This is a genomic window from Methylobacterium sp. CM6244, assembly GCF_054817885.1.
Genome location: NZ_CM139247.1, coordinates 2,474,455 through 2,495,685, shown reverse-complemented (window position 1 = coordinate 2,495,685; position 21,231 = coordinate 2,474,455). Strand labels below are relative to the sequence as shown.

The window sequence follows — 21,231 nt, the reverse complement described above, 5'->3', positions numbered from 1 at the left end:
GCTCCCGCTCCCGCTACGGTGTGGTACGTCGCGGGAAAATCGACCCTGATCTAGAGTTCCGTCAAGCACTCGGACGTCCTTCGGAGGACGGTCCTCCCACGCGTTCAACCGACGCGCCTGGGACTTGCCCGCTTGGCGTGCCCCGCCCCGGCGTCCTAGAAGGACATGCCGCCTGAGCCCTCTACGGCTTCGGCCATGGAATTCGGGAGACAGCCGCCTCGTGAAGCGAACAGCCCTGATCGGACGCCTACTCGCCGCTACCTTGGCAGTCTCCCTCGCCGTGGCGAGCTTCGCGGAGAGTGCGCGCGCCGCCACGCAGGAAAGCGGGTGGGCCCATGCCCTCACGCTGATGGGCGAGCCGAAATATCCGGCCGATTTCAAGCATTTCGATTACGCGGACCCGAAGGCCCCCAAGGGCGGCCTCGTCCGCCTCGGGGCCCAGGGCGGGTTCGACAATTTCAACCTCGTCGTCTCCGGGCTGAAGGGCGATCTCGAGAGCGGGATCGGCCAGATCTACGATACCCTCATGACGGAATCGCTCGACGAGCCCTTCACCTCCTACGGCCTGCTGGCCGAGGGGGCGAAACTCGCCGACGACCTCTCCTCCGTGACCTACCGCCTGCGCGAGAACGCCCGCTGGCACGACGGCAAGCCGATCACGCCGGAGGATGTGGTCTGGTCCTACGAGACCCTGAAGGCCAACAGCCCGTTCTACGCCGCCTATTACCAGACGGTGGCGAAGGGCGAAGTCACCGGCCCGCGCGAGGTCACCTTCACCTTCGCCGAGAAGGGCAACCGCGAATTACCGCAGGTGCTCGGCCAGCTCCGCGTGCTGCCCAAGCACTGGTGGACGGGCAAGGACGCGGAAGGGCGCCAGCGCGACGTCACCCAGACCACTCTCGAGATGCCGCTGGGCTCCGGCCCCTACCGCCTCGCCAAGTTCGAGCCGGGCCGCAGCGCCACCTATGAGCGCGTGGCCGATTACTGGGGCGCCGACCTGCCGGTGAATGCCGGACGCAACAATTTCGGCACGATGCGCAACGAGTATTTTCGCGATTCCACCGTGCTGATCGAGGCGCTGAAGGGCGACCTGTTCGATTTCCGGGCCGAGAACGTCGCCCGCAACTGGGCCACGGCCTATGACGATTTCCCCGCCGTGAAGGAGGGGCGCCTGATCAAGGAGGAGTTCCCCGATCGCGGGAACGGCACCATGCAGGCCTTCGTCTTCAACACCCGCAAGGCGAAATTCGCCGACGAGCGGGTGAGGCGCGCCTTCAACCTCGCCATGAATTTCGAGGAGATGAACCGCTCGCTGTTCTACGGCCTCTACAAGCGGATCGACTCCTACTACTTCGGCTCGGAACTCGCCTCGTCGGGGCTCCCCCAGGGTGAGGAACTGGCGATCCTCGAGGCGGTGAAGGACAAAGTCCCGGCCTCCGTCTTCACGACCCCTTACGCGAACCCGGTCAACGGCACGCCCGATGCCGTGCGCGCCAACCTCCGCGAGGCCGTACGCCTCCTCAAGGAGGCCGGCTACGAGCTTCGTGATGGGCGCATGACCAACGTGAAGACCGGTGAACCGCTCACGGTCGAGTTCCTTGAATTCCAGAGCGTGTTCGAGCGGGTGATCCTGCCCTTCTCGGCTCAGTTGAAGCTCATCGGCATCCAGACCTCGCTCCGCGTCATCGACCAGGCGCAGTACCAGAACCGGCTGCGCGGCTTCGACTTCGACGTGACCACGAGTTCCTGGGGCCAGTCGCTTTCGCCCGGTAACGAGCAGCGCGAATATTGGGGCTCGGCCGCGGCCGACAAGCAGGGATCGCGCAACCTGATCGGCATCAAGGACCCGGCCATCGATACGCTGATCGAGCGTGTGATCTTCGCCAAGGACCGCCCGGGCGTGCTTGCCGCCACCCACGCCCTCGACCGGGTGCTCCTCGCCCACAACTTCGTCGTGCCGCAATGGGCCTCGAACGTGTCGCGGACCCTGCGCTGGAACCGGTTCGCGCATCCGGCGACCCTGCCGCTCTACGGCTCCTCCGGCTTCCCGACCACATGGTGGTACGACGAGGCGCTCGCCGCCAAGACCGGGGCGCCGCGGTGAAGTTCGCGCCGACCCGCCGGGACTTCGTCGCCGGGGCCGGCGCCCTCGGCATCGCCACCGCCCTGACGAAGCGGGCGTCGGCCGCCCCCACCGGGGCGAGCCACGGCATGTCGAGTTTCGGGGAACTGAAATACCCGGCCGACTTCACGCATTTCGCCTATGTGAACCCGGGGGCCCCGCGCGGCGGCCGGTTCTCGGCGCAGCTCTCCTCCACCCTCGGCAACCAGGCCGGCGACACGTTCAACACCCTCAACATCTACGTCCTGCGCGGCGACGGCGCCGCGGGCATGAACCTCACCTTCGATTCGCTGATGGTGCGGGCGCTGGACGAGCCCGATTCGCTCTATGGCCTCGTCGCCCGCAGCGTGGAGGCGAGCGAGGACGGCCTCACCTACCGTTTCGCCCTGCGTCCCCAGGCACGGTTCCACGACGGCACGCGCCTCACCGCCGCCGATGTCGCCTTCTCCCTGAATCTACTGAAGGAGAAGGGCCACCCCGAGATTTCGCAGGTGATCCGCGACATGGCGGATGCCGTGGCCGAGAGCGACGAGACGCTGATCGTGCGATTCGAGAAGGGCCGCAGCCGCGATCTGCCGCTCTTCGTCGCGACGCTGCCGATCTTCTCGAAGGCCTATTACACCGGCCGCGATTTCGAGGCCTCGACCCTGGAGCCGCCGATGGGGTCCGGCCCCTACAAGGTCGGGCGCCTGGAAGCCGGTCGCTTCATCGAGTTGGAGCGAGTGGCCGATTACTGGGCCGCCGACCTGCCGGTGATGATCGGCCAGAACAATTTCGAGCAGATCCGCTACGAGTATTTCCGTGATCGCCAGGTGGCGTTCGAGGCCTTCAAGAGCGGCATCTTCACCTTCCGCGAGGAGTTCACCGCCCGCGTCTGGGCGACGGGCTACGAGTTCCCCGCCTTCCGCGAGGGTCGTGTCCGCAAAGAGGTCGTGCCCGATGCGCGACCCTCCGGCACGCAGGGCTGGTGGATCAACACCCGTCGCGAAGCCTTCAAGGATCGCCGGGTCCGCGAGGCGATCGGCCTGTGTTTCGACTTCCCCTGGGCGAACAAGAACCTGATGTTCGGCGCCTATATCCGCACGGCCTCGTTCTTCGAGAATTCAGACCTCAAGGCCACCGGGAAACCCTCGGCCGAGGAGCTCGCGCTGCTCGACCCCATGCGTGCCGGCCTGCCCGACGAGGTCTTCGGCGAGGCCTGGCAGCCGGCCCAGTCGGACGGCTCCGGCCAGGACCGGGCGCTCCTCAGCCGTGCCGTAGCGCTCCTGCGTGAGGCGGGCTGCACACGGGAAGGCGGCACCATCGCGCTGCCGGGGGGCAAGCCCCTGGAGATCGAGTTCCTCGACGCCGATCCGGCCCTCGAGCCGCACACCCAATCCTTCATCCGCAATCTCGGCCTGCTCGGGCTCAAGGCCACCATCCGGCGGGTGGACACGTCCCAGTATCAGTCCCGCCTGAAGGATTTCGACTTCGACATCACCTCGCGCCGCTATAGCAACGGCCCAACGCCGGGGCCGGAACTGAGGCAGGTCTACGGCTCGGCCAGCGCCGCGACGCCGGGCTCCGACAACCTCGCCGGGATCTCCAACGCCACGGTGGACGCCCTGATCGGCCGGGTGCTCGATGCGTCCACCCGCGCCGATCTCACCGTTGCCGCCCGCGCCCTCGACCGTGTGCTGCGCTCGGGCCGCTACTGGATTCCGATGTGGTACAAGGCCGATCACCGCCTTGCCCTCTGGGACGTCTACGGCCACCCCTCCCCCGGCCCGGCCTACGATCTCGGCGCGCCGGCGATCTGGTGGCACGATGCCGACAAGGCCCGGCGAATCGGCAGGAATTGAGGACCAGACGTGCTCGCCTACATCCTGCGCCGCATCGCCCTCATGGTCCCGACGATCTTCGGGATCATGCTCATCACCTTCGTCATCGTGCAATTCGCCCCCGGCGGGCCGGTGGAGCGCGTGCTGGCGCAGCTGCAGGGCCAGAGCGAGGGCAGCCTGTCCCGCGTCACCGGCGGGGCCGGCGATCTCGGCGGCGGCGGGCGCTCGGCCGGCGGCGGCTCGGAGGCGAGTTCGCGTTATCGCGGCGCGCAGGGGCTCGACCCGGCCTTCATCAAGAAGCTCGAACAGCAATTCGGCTTCGACAAGCCGGCACCCGAGCGCTTCGCCAAGATGCTGTGGGACTACGCCACCTTCGATTTCGGCAAGAGCTATTTTCGCGATGTCTCGGTGCTGCAGCTGATCCGCGAGCGCCTGCCGGTCTCGATCTCCCTCGGCCTGTGGATGACGCTCCTGTCCTACGCGATCTCGATTCCGCTGGGCATCCGCAAGGCGGTGAAGGACGGCTCGCGCTTCGACCTGTGGACCTCCAGTATCGTCATCGTCGGCTACGCCATCCCGAGCTTCCTGTTCGGCATCGCCCTCATCATCCTGTTCGCCGGCGGCTCGTTCCTGCAGGTCTTCCCGATCCGCGGCCTCACCAGCGAGGGCTGGGAGAACTTTACCCTCTGGGGCAAGATCGTCGATTACGCCTGGCACATGACGCTGCCGCTCACCGCGCTGGTTCTCGGCGCCTTCGCCACCTCGACCCTGCTCACCAAGAACTCGTTCCTCGACGAGATCCGTAAGCAATACGTGATGACGGCCAGGATGAAGGGGCTCACCGAGCGGCGGGTGCTCTATGGCCACGTGTTCCGCAACGCCATGCTGATCGTGGTCGCGGGCTTTCCCGGCGCGTTCATCTCGGCCTTCTTCGCCGGCTCCCTGCTCATCGAGACGATCTTCTCCCTCGACGGGCTCGGCCTCCTGTCCTTCACCGCCATCGTCGGGCGCGATTACCCGATCGTCTTCGCCACGCTCTACATTTTCTCGCTGATGGGTCTGGCGGTGAACCTGCTCTCCGACCTGATCTACACCTGGATCGATCCGCGCATCGATTTCTCCGCTCGCGCCACATGACCAGCCTGCCTCTCGTCATTCGGCCCGAGCGGCCGGGCGATGCCGATTCCATCGAACGCCTCCACGCTCGCGCCTTCGGGCCGGGACGTTTCGCCCGCACCGCCAATCGCCTGCGCGAAGGCGCCCGGCCCATGGCGGATCTCTGCTTCACCGCGCTGGTCGGCACGTATCTGGTCGGCTCGGTTCGTGTCGCTCCGGCGGAGGCGGGAGGGCCGCTTTTGGTGCTGGGGCCGCTCACGGTGGATCCGAGCTTCGGTAAGCGTGGCATCGGCGGATCGTTGATGCAGGCGAGCCTCGACGCCGCGCGGGCCGGCGGCCACGGGCTCGTCATTCTGGTGGGAGACGCGCCCTATTACCGTCGCTTCGGCTTCGCGCCCGTGCCGCCGGGCCGCCTGCTGCCGCCGGGACCGGTCGACCCCGCGCGCTTCCTCTGGCTCGAACTCCGTCCCGGCGCCTTGGAGACGGTATCTGGGATCGTCAGGCCCGTTCGTCCGCTCGCAATCTTGGGCGGCGAGACGCGAGGCTGACCCCCCAGAGGGTGAGACGCACGCCACTCCTTCTCCCCTCTGCGGGAGAAGGTGGCCCGCAGCTAAGTCGGATGAGGGGAGCGCCATCATCGGAGAGGTCGCCCCCTCTCCCGGTCGCTCCGCGACCACCCTCCCCCGCAGAGGGGGGAGGGTCGACAATCTCTACGCCACCCGGCCGCGCCGGCCCTCCACCAGCCACATCGCCAGCACCGCACCGGCCAAAGCCACCAGCGCCCACAGACCGAGCGCCAGGGGATAGACCTCGACGCCGCGAATGACGGCGCTGTCGCTGGGGCGGAAGCCGATCCAGTCGGCGCCGGCCAGACGCCCGCTGCGCACGGCCTGAAGGCGCGGCACCACGGTGGTCCCGCCCGCATCGGCGACGCGGCGGATCGAGCCGCCGGTCCCTTCGGCCAGGGCCTTCAGACGCTCGGTATCGCTGAACACGTCGGTGAGTTCGCGCGGGTTCGGCGGCCCGACGCTGACGAAGGCGATGAGCGAGCCGGAGCGCAGGGTATGGAGCCCGAGCTCCGTGGCCGCGAAGGTCGTGCTGAACAGGCCGGGCTCCCCGGCCGTGAGGGTGAGCGTCCGCTCCGGTCCGCTCGGTCCCTTCACGGTGACGGGGTCGGTAGTCTCGGCCATGGTCTGGCGCTCGACGCGGACTTCGCGGCCATGCCCCGTCGTCTGCGCCCGCAATGCCTCTTCTTCGAGCGCCGGCTCCTTCATCAGCCAATGGCCGAGGCGGCGCAGCAGGTCGAGATAGGGGCCGCCCTCCTGGTAGCCGCGTGCCCAGAGCCAGGCATGGTCGGACAGAAGAAGGGCGACCCGACCCTTGTCCTCCCGCGAGAGAGCGAGGAGCGGCAGGGCGTTCGGCCCCTGCAGGATCGGCTGGATGCCGGGCTTGGTCTGGGCGGAGACGATGCGCAGCCAGTCACCCCAGGCCGGGGGAGAGGCCTCCGAGCCCGGCAGGGCGCGGGTGACGGGGTGGCGGGTGCCGGTGCCCGTCAGCGCCGCCTTGTAGGGCTGCTCCACCACCCGACCATTGGGCTCGCCCGGCAGGATCTGGGAGAGCCGGGTACGGGCGAGGCTCGCCGAGGAGGCGAATTCCGGCCCCGCCGCGATGAGCAGCGCGCCGCCATCGCGGACATAGCGGACGATGTTGTCGAAATAGGCCGAGGGCAGCACGCTCTGGTTGGCGTAGCGGTCGAAGATGATGAGGTCGAAATCCTTGATCTTCTGGACGAACAGCTCGCGCGTCGGGAAGGCGATGAGCGACAGTTCGGAGATCGGCGTGCCATCCTGCTTCTCCGGTGGCCGCAGGATGGTGAAGTGGACGAGATCGACGTTCGCGTCCGATTTCAGCAGGTTGCGCCAGGTCCGCTCACCCTGGTGCGGCTCGCCCGAGACGAGGAGCACGCGCAGCTTCTCGCGGATGCCCTCGATGGGCAGGACCGCGCGGTTGTTGATGGTGGTCAACTCACCGGGTAGCGGCTCGACCTCGATCTCCACGACGTTGGGGCCGCCATGCTCGATCTTGGTGGTCAGCGAGAAGGGCTGGCCGGTGGGGAAGGTGCGGCGTCCGATCTCCTCGCCGTCGCGGCGCACGGTGACGGTGGCGTTGCCGGTGCCGCCCCGCTCCATCACCTCGGCGCGAATGGTGAGATCGCGCCCGACGATGCCGAATCGCGGCGCCTCGATCAGCTTGATCTGCCGGTCGCGCTCGTCGGGATGGCCGGTGACGAGGACATGGAGCGGCGCCTTGATGCCGAGTGCCGCGACAGTGGCCGGGATGTCGTGGACCACGCCGTCCGTCAGCATCACCACCCCGGCGAGGCGATCCGGCGGGACGTCGGCAAGGCCCTGGGACAGGGCCGTGAACAGCTTGGTGCCGTCATCGCCGTCCTTGGCGTCGGGCACATCGATGAAGCGCGGCTCGATGTTGCTGAGCGATCCGAAGCGCCTCTGCAACTCGGCCCGCACCGTATCGGTCATGGCCGGACGGTCACCGAGACTTTGCGACCCCGACCGGTCGACCACGATGGCCGCGATGTCCTTCACCGGCTCGCGGTCCTCGCGCACCAGCGACGGGTTGGCGATGGCCAGCAGCACGAGCCCGAGGGCCAGCGCCCGCAGGATCGCCGTGCGCCCCCGCGCCACGAAGGCGAGGACGACGAAGATCGCCACCAGAACGCCGAACCCGGCAATGACTGGCCACGGGATGAGGGGGGTGAAGCTGAGGCTCAGCATGGGCTAGCGGCCTCTGTGGTTGTGATGAACTGGCACGGCGTTGCCGCCGAACCCCCTCTCCCCTCTGCGGGGGAGGGTGGCCCTCGCGTCAGCGAGGGTCGGGAGAGGGGAGCGCGCTGTCCGGAGAGGTCGCCCCCTCTCCCGGTCGCTCCGCGACCACCCTCCCCCGCAAAGGGGGGAGGGACGAGCCCGTCCCGATACGCAGTCTGAAAGCTCATCACTGTCCCAACCGCTCCAGCAGGGCCGGGACGTGGACCTGATCCGCCTTGTAGTTGCCGGTGAGCGTGTAGATCACGAGGTTGATGCCGCCGCGGAACGACATCTCGCGCTGGCGCTGGTCGCCGCCGACGATGGGGTAGAGCGCCTCGCCGCGCTTGCCCACCGCCCAGGCGGAAGCCAGGTCGTTGCCCGTGATGACGATGGGGGAGACGCCGTCGCCGGCCCGCGCGGGGCGGCGTTCGGCCCCGTCTCCGGCGGGCGGCAGGGTCTCGACCCAGGTCTGGCCGGTGGCGTAGCGGCCGGGAAAATTGTCCACGAGGTAGAAGGCCTTGGTGAGCACATGGTCCGCCGGAACCGGCTCCAGTTCGGGCACTTCCAGCGTGGAGAGCATCTTGCGCAGATAGGCCCCCTCCGGTGTCGGCGGGCCGCCCGGCCGAGCCGTGAGCGCGTCGCGGGTGTCGAACAGGACAGTCCCGCCATTGCGCATGAAGGCGTCGATCCGGCGGATCGCGGCTTCGCTCGGCTGCGGACGGCTGGCGACGATGGGCCAGTAGATGATCGGATAGAAGGCGAGCTCGTCCTTGCCCGGATCGATGCCGATCGGGTCGCCCGGCTCCAGGGCGGTCCGGCTGGCCAGCATCTGCGTCAGGCCGTTGAGCCCGGCGCGGCTGGCCGTATCCGTCGCCTCGTCGCCGGTGACGACGTAGGCCAGACGAGTGGCGAGGGCCGAGTCGAACGTGTTCGGCCGCGCCCCCCCCTGCGCATGGGTGCCGCTCGACAGGCCGGCGACGCCGATGCCGGCCACGATGAGCACAGCCGCCGCCCGTCCGGCGAAGCGTCCGAACAGCCCCCCGCGCGAACGGTTGAAGAGGCCGCCAAGCCAGAGGCCGGCGAGGGTGTCGAGGATCAGGAGCATCAGCGCCAGGGTAAACAGCGTGGCGCGCAAGTCGAGGGTGTCTCCGCCGGTGAGCGAACCGGTGCGTGCGTCGGTGAAGGCCGATAGGTCGAGGGGTTTCAGGCGGTCGTCGGGCCTGAGCGCGTTCACGGCGACGCCGCCATCGGCCGGGCCATAGAACCCGGCCGGATGTTCGAGGCTGGCCCGCTCGCCATAATCGTCCGGCACCGCCGTGGCGCCAGCGGGTGGGCTGCCGAATGCCCCGAAACCGTCGAGGGTGAGGCGGGGCGCCAGGACGGCGGCGGCGGGCCGGGTCGACCCCTCCCCTCCGTTCGGCGCAGCGCTGCCCGACAGGGCGACCACGCGGCGCAACATGTCGATGAACAGGCCGGAGAGCGGCAGGTTCGACCAGGTCGTGTCGGCGGTGACGTGGAACAGAACGATCTGCCCCTTGCCGCGCTTCTCGGCGGTGACGATGGGCGTGCCGTCCTGCAGCGACGCCCAGGTGCGGCCCGGCAGGTCGCCATCCGGCTCCGCCAGGATCTGGCGACGCACCCCGATATCCGCCGGGGGGACCAGCCCGGCAAACGGACTCTCCGGGGCAAAGGTCGCGAGCGTCTTGGGGCTGTCCCAGGACAGCGTGCCGCCCAAGGTCCTGCCTCCCCGGCGCAGGCGCACGGGGACCAGGGTGTCGTTGCCGGCAGCCAAACGCGGCCCGGCGAAGCGCAGCAGCAGGCCGCCCTCGTCCACGAAACTCGCCACCCGGCGCATGGTCGCCTCGTCGAGGGCGCCCACATCGGCGAGGACCAGCACCGAGACCTGATTGTCGAGGAGCTGCCCGACGGATTCGGCCACTCCCTTGGCCCCGCGTGCTTCCTGGACATCCGCGAACGGGGTCAGGGCGCGGGAGAGATAGTAGGTCGGGGCCAGGAGCGGCTGCGCCTGATCGTTGGTGCCGCCGAAGACCAACCCGACGCGGCGGCGCTTGCCGCGCTCGTCCATCAGCGTCACCGCGCCGGCCGAGCGCTCGGCGGCGATCTCGAGCCGGCTGATGCCGTTGCGGAGCTCCACCGGAAGCTCGAACTGGACCTCCGTTTCGGTGGCCCCGTCGGCGAAGCGGAAATCGTGCTCGGCCAGCGGCAGGCCCTTCTGGTCCAGGGCACGGACCACGCCGGCATCGCGGCCATTGGCCGAAGCGCGCAGCACTCGGGCGGTGAGTTTGCCGCCGCTCTCGGCCGCGGCGAGGGCCAGAGCCGGTGGATTTTCCGCGCGCAGGATGGTGAGACCGGCGCCGGCCTTGTTCAGCGCGTCGGACAAACCCTTGCCGAACGCGTCGGATGCGGCACCCGCAACGCCATCGGCGATCCAGACCACAGCGACCGCCGGATGGCGGTCGAGGAAGGCTCCGATGGCGGTCAAATGGACGTCGCGTTGCGGTAGATGCGAGCGCGGCGCGACGGCCCGGAGACGGTCCAGGGCGGCGGCGGGCGTCTTCGCTTCCAACGCGGCCGGGGCGTCGGCCAGGGCGATCACGGCCACAGGGCGACCGTCCCGCGAGGCCGCCTCGATTTCGTCGGTGGCGGCCCGCATGCGCTCGCGCCAATCATGTGCGGCTGAAAACCCGTTATCGATCATGACGATAAGCGGCGTCCGGCCCGAAGTCGCGCCGGTGCCCGATGGGTTCCAGACCGGCCCCGACACGGCGAGGATCAGGCAGGCGGCGGCAATCATCCGGAGGATCAGCAGCCAGGGCGGGGTCCGCGCCGGAGTCTCGCGCTTGGCCAGCAGGTCGGCCATGATCCGCAAGGGCGGAAACTCGATCCGCTGCGGCCGGGGCGGGGTCACCCGGAGCAAATACCACAATGCCGGCAATGCGATAAGCGCCGCGAGCGCCAGCGGCGCAGCGAAGGTCAGGGGCAATCCGAACATGTGCTGCTCCTCACCTCGTCCCGCGCGCGGCGGCGACCAGCGTGAGGAGACGCAGGGCCGCCTCGCTCGCCGGCCGGTCGGTACGATGGATCGTCAGGGTCCAGCCCTGGGCTCGGGCGATCTCGGCGAGACCCTCCCGATGCGCGGCGATGCGGGTGCGATAGGCCGCCCCCCACGACGCCGCGTCACCGATATCGAGGCTCATCTTGGTCTCAGGATCGTGCAGCACGGCTTGCCCCGCGAAGGGAAAGGTCTCCTCCACCGGGTCGACCACCATGACGAGATGGCCTCTCGTGCCGGAGCCCGCCAGCGAGCCCACAGACTCTCTAACCTGTTCCAGAGGCGAGAGAAAATCGCTGATTAGGATCGCCTCGTCGAAGCGGCCCGGCGTGGCGCGCGGCGGCATGTCCTGCGTAAGACCTGCTTTGTCGGCCACCAGGGCGTGCGCCATCGTCTCGACAATGCGGCGTGAGGCCGTGGCTCTGGTGAGACCGAGAAGCCCCGCCCGCTCACCCCCCTCGACCAGGGCATCGGCGACGGCAAGGCCGAGCACGAGGGCGCGCTCGACCTTCGGCCCCTGCCCGAGGCTCGACGAGAATCCCATGGAGGCGGACCGGTCGATCCAGAACCAGATATTGTGGGTCGCCTCCCATTCGCGCTCGCGCACGTAGAGCCGGTCGTCGCGGGCGGAGCGGCGCCAATCCACCCGCGCCGCCGCTTCGCCAGCCACGAAGGGTCTGAACTGCCAGAAGCTTTCCCCCTGCCCCGCCCGGCGTCTGCCATGCAGGCCATGCGCGAGCGTCGAGGAGACACGGCGCGATTCAAGGATCAAACGCGGCATCCGCTCGGCGAGAGAGAGCGCGCCTTCGGTCTCGTGTCGCCCAGGAGCGCGCTGGGCCGCGTCGAGAACCCGGGTCGCGATCATCCGGCTAAAGCTTCGCAGCCAGCTGGGCGATGATCCCCGGCACGGTCTCACCGTCGGCGCGCGCCGCAAAGCTCAGCGCCATGCGGTGCTTGAGCACGGGCTCCGCGAGCGCCTTCACGTCGGCGACCGAGGGTGCGACGCGGCCTTCGATCAAGGCGCGAGCGCGCACCGCCAGCGTCAATGCCTGACTGGCGCGGGGACCAGGCCCCCATAGGAGCTTTCCCTTCAGAGAAGGATCGCCCCCTTCCGGTCTTCCGGAGCGGACAAGGTCGAGGATCGCGTCCACCACGGCGTCGCCGACTGGCAGGCGACGCACGAGGCGCTGCGCCGTGAGAAGCGCCTCCGTGGACATCACCGCCTGCGGGCTATGGTCCCCGATTCCCGTCGTCTCGATGAGGATCCGACGCTCAGCCGCGCGGTCAGGATAGCCGACATCGATCTCGAGCAGGAAACGGTCGAGCTGCGCCTCGGGGAGCGGGTAAGTACCCTCCTGCTCGATCGGGTTCTGCGTCGCCAGCACATGGAACGGGCGCGGAAGGTCGTGCCGCTCACCGGCCACCGAGACGAAATTCTCCTGCATCGCCTGCAGCAGAGCGGATTGGGTGCGCGGGCTGGCCCGGTTGATCTCGTCCGCCATCAGCAATTGCGTGAAGACAGGGCCGCGCACGAAACGGAACGAGCGGCGGCGGTCTTGGTCCTCGTCGAGAATCTCGGTGCCGAGGATGTCGGAAGGCATCAGGTCGGGGGTGAATTGAACGCGCCGGGCATCGAGCCCGAGCACGGTGCCGAGCGTCTCGACGAGCTTGGTCTTTGCCAGACCGGGCAGTCCGACGAGCAGGCCGTGGCCACCCGCCAGAATGGTGATGAGGGCGAGGTCGACCACTTTTTCCTGGCCGAAGATGACCTTGTGGATCGCGTCGCGGGCCTGTCCCACCTGGCCGAGACACGCCTCCGCGGTGGCAACGATGCCGTCGTCGAGAGAGGTGGCCGTCGCCGGCGTGGAGCCTGAAGTCATGCGTTCGATCCCGGTTTGCCGCGCGGCCGATGGTCAAGATCGCGGTGGCACGTGGGTGCAGCCTGGCGGCGGCATTGGGAGAGAGTGTGGCGTTCTTTCCCGCATGCTGGCAAGGTCGGCGCGACGACGCAGGCATTTTGCGGTCCCTCGTCGACGGCGAAGGACGATTTCGCGTCTCGGCTACCGCGGGACCCGCTACAAGAATGGCGCATCCGCGATCAGGCTGGAGACGTGCAACGTCGGCAACTCACGCTTCTCACCGCTGCGGGAAGTTGCCCGGTGATTCAGAAGTGGCTGAAGGAGCGCGTGGCGAAGGCGTACTCACTGCCGTCCGGCCGGCGGAACGCAGGCGGGCGGTCGCCTTCGACGACCGATCCTATCCGCGCCAGCGGAACCCCCAACGAGAGGGCTTCAGCGATGAACGCCTCAACCCGGTCCGGTGCCACCGCGCAAAGGATCTCGTAATCGTCGCCACCGGTTACAATCGGGCTGATCAGCGCCGGGTCGAGAGCAAGCGCAGCACGGGCGGCATTGGAAAGCGGCACATCGGAAAGCGTGATCTCGGCGGTCCGGCCGGCACCCATCAGCATCTTCGTCAGATCGCCGGCAAGCCCATCGGAGACGTCCATAGCGGCCCGCGCATGGCGGCGGAGAAGCGGTGCGAGCGCGCTACGCGGGCGCGGATGGCGATAGCGGTCGATCAGGACATCTTGACCCTCCCTCCCCAAGCGCTCGGCCCATTCCGGCATCACCCCATTCAGGGCCAGTAAGCCGAGGGCCGCGTCGCCGATCGTGCCGCTGACGCAGAGGACGTCGCCGATCTCCGCACTCATCCGCCGAACCATGCTGCCGCGCGGCACTTCCCCGAGGGCGGTCACGCCAATGAGGGCGGGACCCGCCGCGCGGACGGTATCGCCTCCTAGAAGCGGGCAATCGAAAGCAGTCGCTGCTTCCCTGAGGCCGTCGGCGAAGCCGGCAAGCCACGCTTCCGTCCAGTCGTCAGGCAGGGCGAGCGTCAGGAGGAACCCACGCGGCATCGCCCCCTTAGCGGCGATATCGGACAGGTTCACCCCGAGCGCTTTGCGCCCGATGGATGCGGGAGGGTCGCCGGCCAGGTAGTGGACGCCCGCCACGATAGCGTCTGCAGTCAACACCAGATCGCAGCCTGGACTTGGCACGAGGGTGGCGGCATCATCCCGCAGCCTATCCGCGCCATAGCCAGCCCAGGGCGCAAAGTAGCGCGCGATCAGCCCGTTCTCATCGGAACGAACGGTGGGGGGCGTGATCGTCAAGCGCGCCCGGAGCCGGGGAGCCCGGCGAATTCCGATCCGCGAACCTCACGGGCGACCTTATCGAGGACCGCGTTGACCATGCCGGGCTCGTCGCCGGCATAAAAGCTATGGGCGACGTCGACATACTCCGAGATCGCAGCGCGAGCTGGCACATCCTTGCGGAACATGAGTTCGTAGGCCCCAGCGCGCAGGATAGCGCGCAAAACTGCTTCGATGCGCTTCAGCGGCCAGCCGCTCGACAATGCCTTGTCCAATTGCGGATCGATCGCACGCTGCTCCTCGACGACACCACGCAAGAGATCGCGGAAGAATGAGATTTCGGCGGGGGGCTGTTCGACGCCGTCGACGTCGCGGCCGATCCAATACGCCTCGAACTCGGCAAGTGCTTCGATGACGCCCTTGTCGGAGATTTCCATCTCATACAGCGCTTGAACCACGGTGAGGCGTGCGCCGCTGCGCTCGATCGTCTTGGCCATGGGGTTCTCAATCCTCTCCCACGGGCGCGGCAGCCGCGGCACGTTTGAGCGCCAGGACGGCCAGGGCTGCCTCCGCGGCACCCGCACCCTTGTTCAGGTCGGAAACGCGGGCGCGGGCAAGCGCCTGCTCCATCGTTTCCACCGTCAGAATGCCGTTTCCGAGGGGAAGGCGACCCACCACGGACAAGTCCATGAGAGCCCGGGCGCTCTCAGTCGCTACGATGTCGTAATGGCCGGTCTCGCCACGGATGACGCAGCCCAAGGCAACGGCAGCGTCATAGGGCTGACCTGCACGGGCGGCCTCCTCCACCAGAATGGCAATGGCGGCTGGGATCTCGAGGGCACCTGGCACCGTCACCACGATGCCCTCGGCCTCCGCTGCGTCGAGGGCACCCTGTGCTCCGGCAAGAAGCTCATCGGAAATGTCGTCGTAATATCGCGCTTCTACCACGAGGACGCGCGCGCCCTTCACGTTCGTAGGCGTTGCCGGCCGGGCGGCGGGTGAGGGCGAAACCATCGTAGGCCTTGTCTGTAGTGGCGAAGGGCAAGATCGGCACGGATGTGACGAATGAGCCGTTAGCGCGGATCGTCGGCGTCGCCACCCAGTATGACCGGGTCGACCCGGTTCGAAATCTTGCGACCGATGACGCCTGAGACGCGGACCGGCGACGTGTCGTTCGCGGTGGGCGAGCGATAGACTGAAGGGTGGCGTATCACAAGATAGCGCGTCAGGAGGCACGATTCTCGAATAGGCGGGCAGCATAGCGAGCGATCAGGTCGACCTCTAGATTGAGCTTGTGGCCGGTTCGCCGGTCACCCCAGGTCGTAACCGCCAGGGTGTGCGGAATGAGCAGGACCGAGAAGAGGTCGCCATCCACAGAGTTGACCGTGAGTGACGTTCCGTCGAGGCAGATCGAACCCTTCTCTGCAATGAAGCGCGATACGGATGATGGCGCACGCAACACGAATCGGTCGCTTGGTGCCCATTGCGGATCGCCGGTCCCACCCGTCACGCTCTCGCGAGCGACGATCTCGGTGACGCCGTCCACATGCCCGGTCACAAGATGGCCGCCGAGTTCATCCCCGATCTTCAACGAACGTTCGAGGTTGAGGCGCGTACCTTCAGCCCAGCCGCCAACGGTGGTCCGCGCTAAAGTTTCGACCGCGGCGTCAATGGCAAAGATACAGCCCTTGGCCTCGCGCTCGATCGCCACCACGGTGAGGCAGGGACCGGAACACGCGATGGATGCACCGAGGGCGATAGTTGCGGGATTGTAGGAGGACCGGATGCGGATTCGGCGCAGACGCTCATCACCCTCGACACTGAGGACCGATCCCACATCGCTTACCAAGCCAGTGAACATCTAGACGCTCCGTTCGTAGGTAACACACTGGTCCGGTCCGAAAGCGCGAGTTTCGGTAATGCTGAATTCGGGCTCTTGGAGGCGCGCCGTCAACGCATCGCCGACTGCCGGAAGGCCTCCCCCGCCGATGGCACGAGGGCCAGTCACGAGTGTGCAGACATCCACCAGATCTGCGGCTGCAAGAGAATCGGCGAGGTGGGGACCACCTTCGCAGCAGATCCGCGTCACTCCACGCTCGGCCAGTTGTGAGAGCGCGGCACACAGGTCGATCCGACCATGTGAGCAGGCCTCGACCTGGATCGTTTCGACCCCAAAAGAGACGAGCATCCGCTTGGCGTGAATGGGAGCCGATCGTGTCGTCACCACAAGAGTCGGGATGTCCCGTGCGCTTCGCACGAGGTGAGAGGCCGGCGAGAGACGAAGTGTCGAATCGAGGATGATGCGCAGCGGCGATCGTTGCGAGAGACCAGGTAATCGCACCGTCAGCGACGGGTCGTCAGCCCGCGCCGTTCCAATCCCTACGAGAATTGCGTCGGCATGAGCGCGCCAGAGATGGACCGCGCCATCGGCAATGGGGCCCGTGATGCGAAGGCGCTCATCCGGCGCGCCAGCCGCAAATCCGTCCAGGGTACGGGCAAGCTTGAGATGTAGGCTGGGACGTTTCTTCGTCACGCGCGTGACGTGTCCGCGATGATCCCTTGCGGCCTCGTCGCAGAGTACATCCTGTGTCACGGCGATACCGGCCTGGGCGAGGCGGGCATGGCCCCTCCCCGCCACGCGCGGATCCGGGTCTGCGATCGCAGTGACGACTCGAGTGATTCCCGAAGCGATGATAGCGTCGACACAAGGGGGGGTGGCCCCGTGGTGAGAGCAGGGCTCGAGTGTGACGTAGAGAGTCGCGCCGCGCGCGCGCTCTCCGGCCATTGCGAGAGCAAGAGGCTCTGCATGGGGACGTCCTCCCGGTGCCGTTACGCCCTGCCCGACGATGCGCTCCTTGCCCCTCTCACCCGCGACCACCACCGCGCCGACGGACGGATTAGGCCAGGTCCGCCCGAGATTGCGCCTGCCGATCGCCAGAGCCAGGCGCATGAAGCGGCGATCATCCGTGCTGGCTGTCTGATAGTCGTTCATGACCGCCCCCGCGTCTGGCGCTTCGCAGGTGGTTTGGCCGGCGGGCTACCACTTGACATGACTTCATGGAGAGCGTGTTGGTCGCTCATTCCATCGTCTCGTAGCCTTGCGATATCGGGAGTATCACCGAGGGTTCCGAGCAGCGCCTTGAAGTCGCTCGCCTCACGGAAGTTCTTGTAAACCGAGGCGAAGCGGACATAGGCCACGTCGTCTAGGCCCTTCAGCCCCTCCATCACCAATTCACCGATGGCCTCGCTGGCAATCTCAGCCTCGCCGCCGCTTTCGAGTTGGCGGGTGATCCCACTGACCAGACGTTCGATCCGTTCCGGATCCACCGGCCGTTTGCGGACGGCCACGTCAATAGAGCGTTGAAGCTTATCGCGATCAAACGGTACGCGCTTACCCGAGCGCTTGAGCACCGTCAGTTCCCGCAGCTGCACCCGCTCGAAAGTGGTGAAGCGGCCGCCGCAGTCCGGGCAGACCCGCCGCCGGCGGATTGCCGCTGAATCATCGCTGGGACGCGAATCCTTCACCTGGGTGTCGGGACCGCCGCAATAGGGACACCGCATCGGGCGGATACCTGCATGGTTGGTGAAAAAATGAGAACGGCCGCGGATATGGCGATCCGCGGCCGTCTCTATCATGACGTCATCTGCGGGGGCACCCGCAGACGGAGGCTTCAGCCGTAGATCGGGAAGCGGTGCGTGAGGGCGTGGACCTTGTCCTTCACCGCGGCCTCGATCGCCGGATCTCCGCCTTCACCTTTGGCCACCAGACCGTCGAGTACCTCAATGATGAGGGCACCGATCTGCTTGAACTCCGCGACGCCGAAGCCGCGCGAGGTGCCGGCAGGTGTGCCGAGGCGGATGCCCGACGTGATCGTCGGCTTGGCCGGATCGAAGGGCACGCCGTTCTTGTTGCAGGTGATGTGGGCGCGGCTGAGTGCGGCTTCCGCCGCCTTGCCGGTCAGGCCCTTCTTCTGAAGGTCCACCAGCATGAGGTGGTTGTCGGTCCCACCGGACGTGATGTCGTAGCCGCCGGAAATGAGGGTATCGGCGAGCGCCTTGGCGTTCTCGATCACCTGCTTGGCGTAGATCTTGAACTCGGGCTTTAGCGCCTCACCGAAGGCCACGGCCTTGCCGGCGATGACGTGCATGAGCGGTCCGCCCTGCAGGCCGGGGAAGATCGCCGAATTGAACTTCTTGGCGAGCGCCTCGTCGTTCGTCAGGATCATTCCGCCGCGCGGGCCGCGGAGTGTCTTGTGGGTCGTCGTAGTGGCGACATGGGCGTGTGGGAACGGCGACGGGTGGACACCGGCCGCGACGAGACCCGCGAAATGGGCCATGTCCACGAAGAAATAAGCTCCGACCGCATCGGCGATCTCGCGAAACTTGGCAAAGTCCCAATGACGCGGGTAGCCCGAGCCGCCAGCGATGATGACCTTGGGCTTATGTTCATGGGCTAGACGCTCAACCTGTTCCATGTCGATGCGCTGGTCGTCGCGACGCACGGTGTAGGAGACGGGCTTGAACCATTTGCCGGACACATTCGGCGGGGCGCCGTGGGTCAAGTGGCCGCCAGCAGCGAGGTCGAGGCCCAGGAAGGTGTCACCCGGCTGCATAAGAGCCATGAACACGCCTTGGTTCGCCTGACTCCCGGAATTCGGCTGAACGTTTGCGAATCCGCAATCGAACAAGCGCTTAGCGCGCTCGATTGCAAGGTTCTCAGCGATGTCGACGAACTCGCAACCACCATAATAGCGACGGCCGGGATAGCCTTCCGCATACTTGTTGGTGAGGACCGAGCCCTGGGCTTCCAGGACCGCACGGGAGACGATGTTCTCCGACGCGATCAGTTCGATCTCGTGCTGCTGCCGACCGAGTTCCTGGCCCACCGCCTTCGCGACTTCCGGATCTGCATCGGCCAATGATGCGCTGAAGAAGGAATTCGAAAAATGCTTGTCGCTTGCAGTACCGGCGCTCATGGAAAGCCTCGATTGTTGAACGGGCGAGGGCGTCCGTTATCCGCTGGCGTAGGGCGGGCGGTCGCTCGAAGCGTGATTTACTACACGTGCCGCGGGGCGAGGCCAAGCACAGCTAATTTGTAGCCCCGGGCAAAAAAAATTCGGTGCATCCTGTATTTGTCGGTGCGCCAATGACATCCGCGGGATACTGGCCGCGCCGATCGAGAGTTTGGCGACCCTATGTCGCGACGCTTGCATGCATGTGTCGCGCTCGAAAGCTATCGGCGTCTCGCGACTAAGGGGCGAGCAGGAGCCGCGTCATACCATGGCGGCGAACCAAGCTTTCTCGAGGCGATCTGTTTTTCAAGACCTGCGATCGTAAATCAAAACCAAAGAGGCGGGATTCGCTCTCGAATCCCGCCACCGGCTTTCGCGCACATAAGTGAAGTGATCAGTTCTCTTCGTCACCCGGTTCGAAGGTCTGAACTTGCTCAGCGCTGGCGACCGGAGTTGGCCCAGACAAGGTTGAAGGCACATTGACACCGTCGCGCTTGTAGATGTCGTCGCGGAACTGGACGAGACCGTCTGGGGTCGCCCAGGCCGTGATGTAGGTCCAGTAGACCGGAACCGGGCTGCTCAGAGTCGCGTCGACGCGCTTGCCGCTCTCGATCGCCTGTTCCACTTGGTCGCGGCCCCAACCGGGCGTGTCCTTGAGAAGCCAGGTGATGTACTCGCGCACATTCTGCACGCGAACACATCCGGAGGAGATGAAGCGGAAATCGTCTCCGTACACACCCTTCGAATTCGTGTCGTGCATGAACACGCCGTGCGGGTTCGGGATATTGATGCGGACGATTCCCATCGAGTTGAAATCGGCGCCCGAGTCCTGACGGTAGCGATAGCGCGTACCCTCATCCGAGTTCCAGTTCACCGAGGCCGGCGAAATCTCGGTGTCCCCAGTGAAGATGCGGATCTTATTCTCGGTAAGGTAATTCGGATCCTTCTGCATCTTGGGGATGAGGTCCTTCTTCACGATGGAAGCCGGAACCGTCCAGAAGGGGTTGAAATTAATCTGCGTCGCCTTGGTATTCATGATCGGCGACTGACGGTCGATCTTGCCGACGCCGGCGGCGTGCAAGGTCACGACTTGGCCATTCTCTACCGTCTGGACCAGGGCGGCGGGAATGTTGGTGATGACGAAGCGATTGCCGAGATTGCCCGCGTAGGAGCGGAGGCGGACGGCGTTCACCTCGAGCTGCTTCAGGCGGATATCGGCCGAGACGTTCATCGCCTGCTGGGTGGCCATGCTCATGGAGCCGGTCTGGCTCAGCCCGTGACGGGCCTGGAAGCGCTTCACCGCAGCGGCGACGTAGGAATCGTAGACACCCGAGCTGCCCGACGCCGAGTCGATGTCGCCGGTCACGGCGAGACGAGCGCGCAGAGCCGCCACAGCTGGACCCTTGGCGCCGACGCGCAGGCGATCCGCGCCGGAGACCGGGCGCCAACCGCCGCGTGCGACGATGTCCTTGTAGCGTTCGACCATCTGCTCTGTCGCCGCCATCGTCTGCGGAGAAAGAATCGGTGTCGAGGAACGCTGCACCTGCATCGTTGCAGGCGAGGCATAATCCTGGGCCCACTCCGCCTGAGCGAAGCCGGCCGCTTCGCGCGCAGTGGCCGTTTGGGCGAAGGCGGCGGCGCTGGCGAGAAGCGCGAAGCCCAGCGAGCGGGCGATGGGAGCCTGTTTCAGCATCGGACGGAAACTCTAATCTGACCTGTGAAGCGGCACGAGGCCGTCGGGGCATGGTTGGGGTGGATACCGACCACCGAAAGTCCTGTGCCGCGAACGTGTCGGGGCACGGTTAAGAAGTCATGCCGTCCGGGCTAGATTGTGGCGCGGCCGCGATAAATCACAGGCTGTGCTGTACTGCAGCGCACATGCAACATGACGGCTCGTCCGATTGTGAAAGAGATGGCGGGATTATGTCCGTTGCGCTAAGCGCTGAAGGATGATGTCGCGAGATTCAGGGGCTGGCGGCTTGCGCGCGATCACTGCTGTGATCGCGCTCTACGCGTTGGTTCTTCAGGTCTTCCTTGGCACCCTGATGCCATTGCCCTCCCTCGGCCATGTCGGTCCGCTCTGCTCGAGTCTGACCGATGGGACGGATACCG

At 66.7% G+C, this 21,231-nt stretch carries 16 protein-coding genes; 4 read left to right on the top strand and 12 right to left on the bottom strand.

Annotated features, from left to right (window positions below; all coding sequences use genetic code 11):
- The first annotated feature begins 280 nt into the window (after window positions 1-280).
- The 4 genes from ACYQML_RS11505 to ACYQML_RS11490 are packed head-to-tail and all read left to right on the top strand — an operon-like array spanning window position 281 to window position 5,606.
- The gene (locus ACYQML_RS11505) at window positions 281-2,104 is read left to right on the top strand and encodes an extracellular solute-binding protein (protein WP_244478098.1); all 1,824 of its coding nucleotides are present in this window, start codon (window positions 281-283) and stop codon (window positions 2,102-2,104) included.
- Entirely contained in the window at window positions 2,101-3,963 is a 1,863-nt protein-coding gene (locus ACYQML_RS11500; RefSeq protein ID WP_461235576.1) for an extracellular solute-binding protein, read from the top strand. Before ACYQML_RS11505 ends, ACYQML_RS11500 begins: the two co-directional genes overlap by 4 nt.
- Before the next feature lie 9 nt (window positions 3,964-3,972).
- Entirely contained in the window at window positions 3,973-5,079 is a 1,107-nt protein-coding gene (locus ACYQML_RS11495; RefSeq protein WP_207412419.1) for a microcin C ABC transporter permease YejB, read from the top strand.
- The gene (locus tag ACYQML_RS11490) at window positions 5,076-5,606 is read left to right on the top strand and encodes a GNAT family N-acetyltransferase (protein ID WP_461235575.1); all 531 of its coding nucleotides are present in this window, start codon (window positions 5,076-5,078) and stop codon (window positions 5,604-5,606) included. Before ACYQML_RS11495 ends, ACYQML_RS11490 begins: the two co-directional genes overlap by 4 nt.
- A 162-nt stretch (window positions 5,607-5,768) precedes the next feature.
- Here the strand turns inward: ACYQML_RS11490 and ACYQML_RS11485 are convergent, their stop codons facing one another.
- The 12 genes from ACYQML_RS11485 to ACYQML_RS11430 form a co-directional block, all read right to left on the bottom strand.
- On the bottom strand, window positions 5,769-7,853 hold the full coding sequence (locus ACYQML_RS11485) for a hypothetical protein (protein WP_461235574.1): 2,085 nt from the start codon (window positions 7,851-7,853) through the stop codon (window positions 5,769-5,771).
- Window positions 7,854-8,070: 217 nt separating this feature from the next.
- Window positions 8,071-10,896 carry a DUF4159 domain-containing protein gene (locus ACYQML_RS11480; RefSeq protein WP_461235573.1) on the bottom strand — a complete coding sequence of 942 codons (2,826 nt, stop codon included), beginning with the start codon at window positions 10,894-10,896 and terminating at the stop codon, window positions 8,071-8,073.
- A gap of 10 nt (window positions 10,897-10,906) precedes the next feature.
- Window positions 10,907-11,821 carry a DUF58 domain-containing protein gene (locus tag ACYQML_RS11475; protein ID WP_461235572.1) on the bottom strand — a complete coding sequence of 305 codons (915 nt, stop codon included), beginning with the start codon at window positions 11,819-11,821 and terminating at the stop codon, window positions 10,907-10,909.
- Between the two features lie 4 nt (window positions 11,822-11,825).
- Window positions 11,826-12,836 carry an AAA family ATPase gene (locus ACYQML_RS11470; protein ID WP_461235571.1) on the bottom strand — a complete coding sequence of 337 codons (1,011 nt, stop codon included), beginning with the start codon at window positions 12,834-12,836 and terminating at the stop codon, window positions 11,826-11,828.
- Window positions 12,837-13,120: 284 nt separating this feature from the next.
- Entirely contained in the window at window positions 13,121-14,122 is a 1,002-nt protein-coding gene (gene thiL, locus ACYQML_RS11465; RefSeq protein WP_461235707.1) for a thiamine-phosphate kinase, read from the bottom strand.
- Between the two features lie 2 nt (window positions 14,123-14,124).
- Window positions 14,125-14,604: a transcription antitermination factor NusB gene (gene nusB, locus ACYQML_RS11460; RefSeq protein ID WP_056429745.1), complete on the bottom strand. Its 480-nt coding sequence runs from the start codon at window positions 14,602-14,604 to the stop codon at window positions 14,125-14,127.
- 7 nt (window positions 14,605-14,611) lie between these two features.
- The gene (gene ribH / locus ACYQML_RS11455; RefSeq protein WP_056429743.1) at window positions 14,612-15,121 is read right to left on the bottom strand and encodes a 6,7-dimethyl-8-ribityllumazine synthase; all 510 of its coding nucleotides are present in this window, start codon (window positions 15,119-15,121) and stop codon (window positions 14,612-14,614) included.
- Between the two features lie 211 nt (window positions 15,122-15,332).
- Complete coding sequence (locus tag ACYQML_RS11450; RefSeq protein ID WP_461235570.1) at window positions 15,333-15,968, bottom strand: riboflavin synthase; 636 nt, start codon at window positions 15,966-15,968, stop codon at window positions 15,333-15,335.
- Entirely contained in the window at window positions 15,969-17,099 is a 1,131-nt protein-coding gene (gene ribD / locus ACYQML_RS11445) for a bifunctional diaminohydroxyphosphoribosylaminopyrimidine deaminase/5-amino-6-(5-phosphoribosylamino)uracil reductase RibD (protein WP_419951570.1), read from the bottom strand.
- A complete protein-coding gene (gene nrdR, locus ACYQML_RS11440; protein ID WP_056430453.1) occupies window positions 17,096-17,668 on the bottom strand; it encodes a transcriptional regulator NrdR in 573 nt (190 codons plus the stop codon). The genes ribD and nrdR overlap by 4 nt, the downstream gene beginning before the upstream one ends.
- Before the next feature lie 110 nt (window positions 17,669-17,778).
- Window positions 17,779-19,083, bottom strand: coding sequence for a serine hydroxymethyltransferase (gene glyA / locus ACYQML_RS11435; protein WP_056429738.1), 1,305 nt, complete (start codon window positions 19,081-19,083; stop codon window positions 17,779-17,781).
- Between the two features lie 430 nt (window positions 19,084-19,513).
- Window positions 19,514-20,812, bottom strand: a complete 1,299-nt coding sequence (locus tag ACYQML_RS11430; RefSeq protein WP_056429736.1) for a L,D-transpeptidase family protein — start codon at window positions 20,810-20,812, stop codon at window positions 19,514-19,516.
- Between the last annotated feature and the right edge of the window lie 419 nt (window positions 20,813-21,231).

Coding starts and splice junctions, on each gene's coding strand:
- glyA (WP_056429738.1), bottom strand. CDS start 19,083: ATGAGCGCCGGTACTGCAAGCGACAAGCATTTTTCGAATTCCTTCTTC.
- ribD (WP_419951570.1), bottom strand. CDS start 17,099: ATGAACGACTATCAGACAGCCAGCACGGATGATCGCCGCTTCATGCGC.
- ACYQML_RS11475 (WP_461235572.1), bottom strand. CDS start 11,821: ATGATCGCGACCCGGGTTCTCGACGCGGCCCAGCGCGCTCCTGGGCGA.
- ACYQML_RS11480 (WP_461235573.1), bottom strand. CDS start 10,896: ATGTTCGGATTGCCCCTGACCTTCGCTGCGCCGCTGGCGCTCGCGGCG.
- ACYQML_RS11490 (WP_461235575.1), top strand. CDS start 5,076: ATGACCAGCCTGCCTCTCGTCATTCGGCCCGAGCGGCCGGGCGATGCC.
- ACYQML_RS11485 (WP_461235574.1), bottom strand. CDS start 7,853: ATGCTGAGCCTCAGCTTCACCCCCCTCATCCCGTGGCCAGTCATTGCC.
- nusB (WP_056429745.1), bottom strand. CDS start 14,604: ATGGCCAAGACGATCGAGCGCAGCGGCGCACGCCTCACCGTGGTTCAA.
- ACYQML_RS11450 (WP_461235570.1), bottom strand. CDS start 15,968: ATGTTCACTGGCTTGGTAAGCGATGTGGGATCGGTCCTCAGTGTCGAG.
- ACYQML_RS11470 (WP_461235571.1), bottom strand. CDS start 12,836: ATGACTTCAGGCTCCACGCCGGCGACGGCCACCTCTCTCGACGACGGC.
- ACYQML_RS11430 (WP_056429736.1), bottom strand. CDS start 20,812: ATGCTGAAACAGGCTCCCATCGCCCGCTCGCTGGGCTTCGCGCTTCTC.
- nrdR (WP_056430453.1), bottom strand. CDS start 17,668: ATGCGGTGTCCCTATTGCGGCGGTCCCGACACCCAGGTGAAGGATTCG.
- ribH (WP_056429743.1), bottom strand. CDS start 15,121: ATGGTTTCGCCCTCACCCGCCGCCCGGCCGGCAACGCCTACGAACGTG.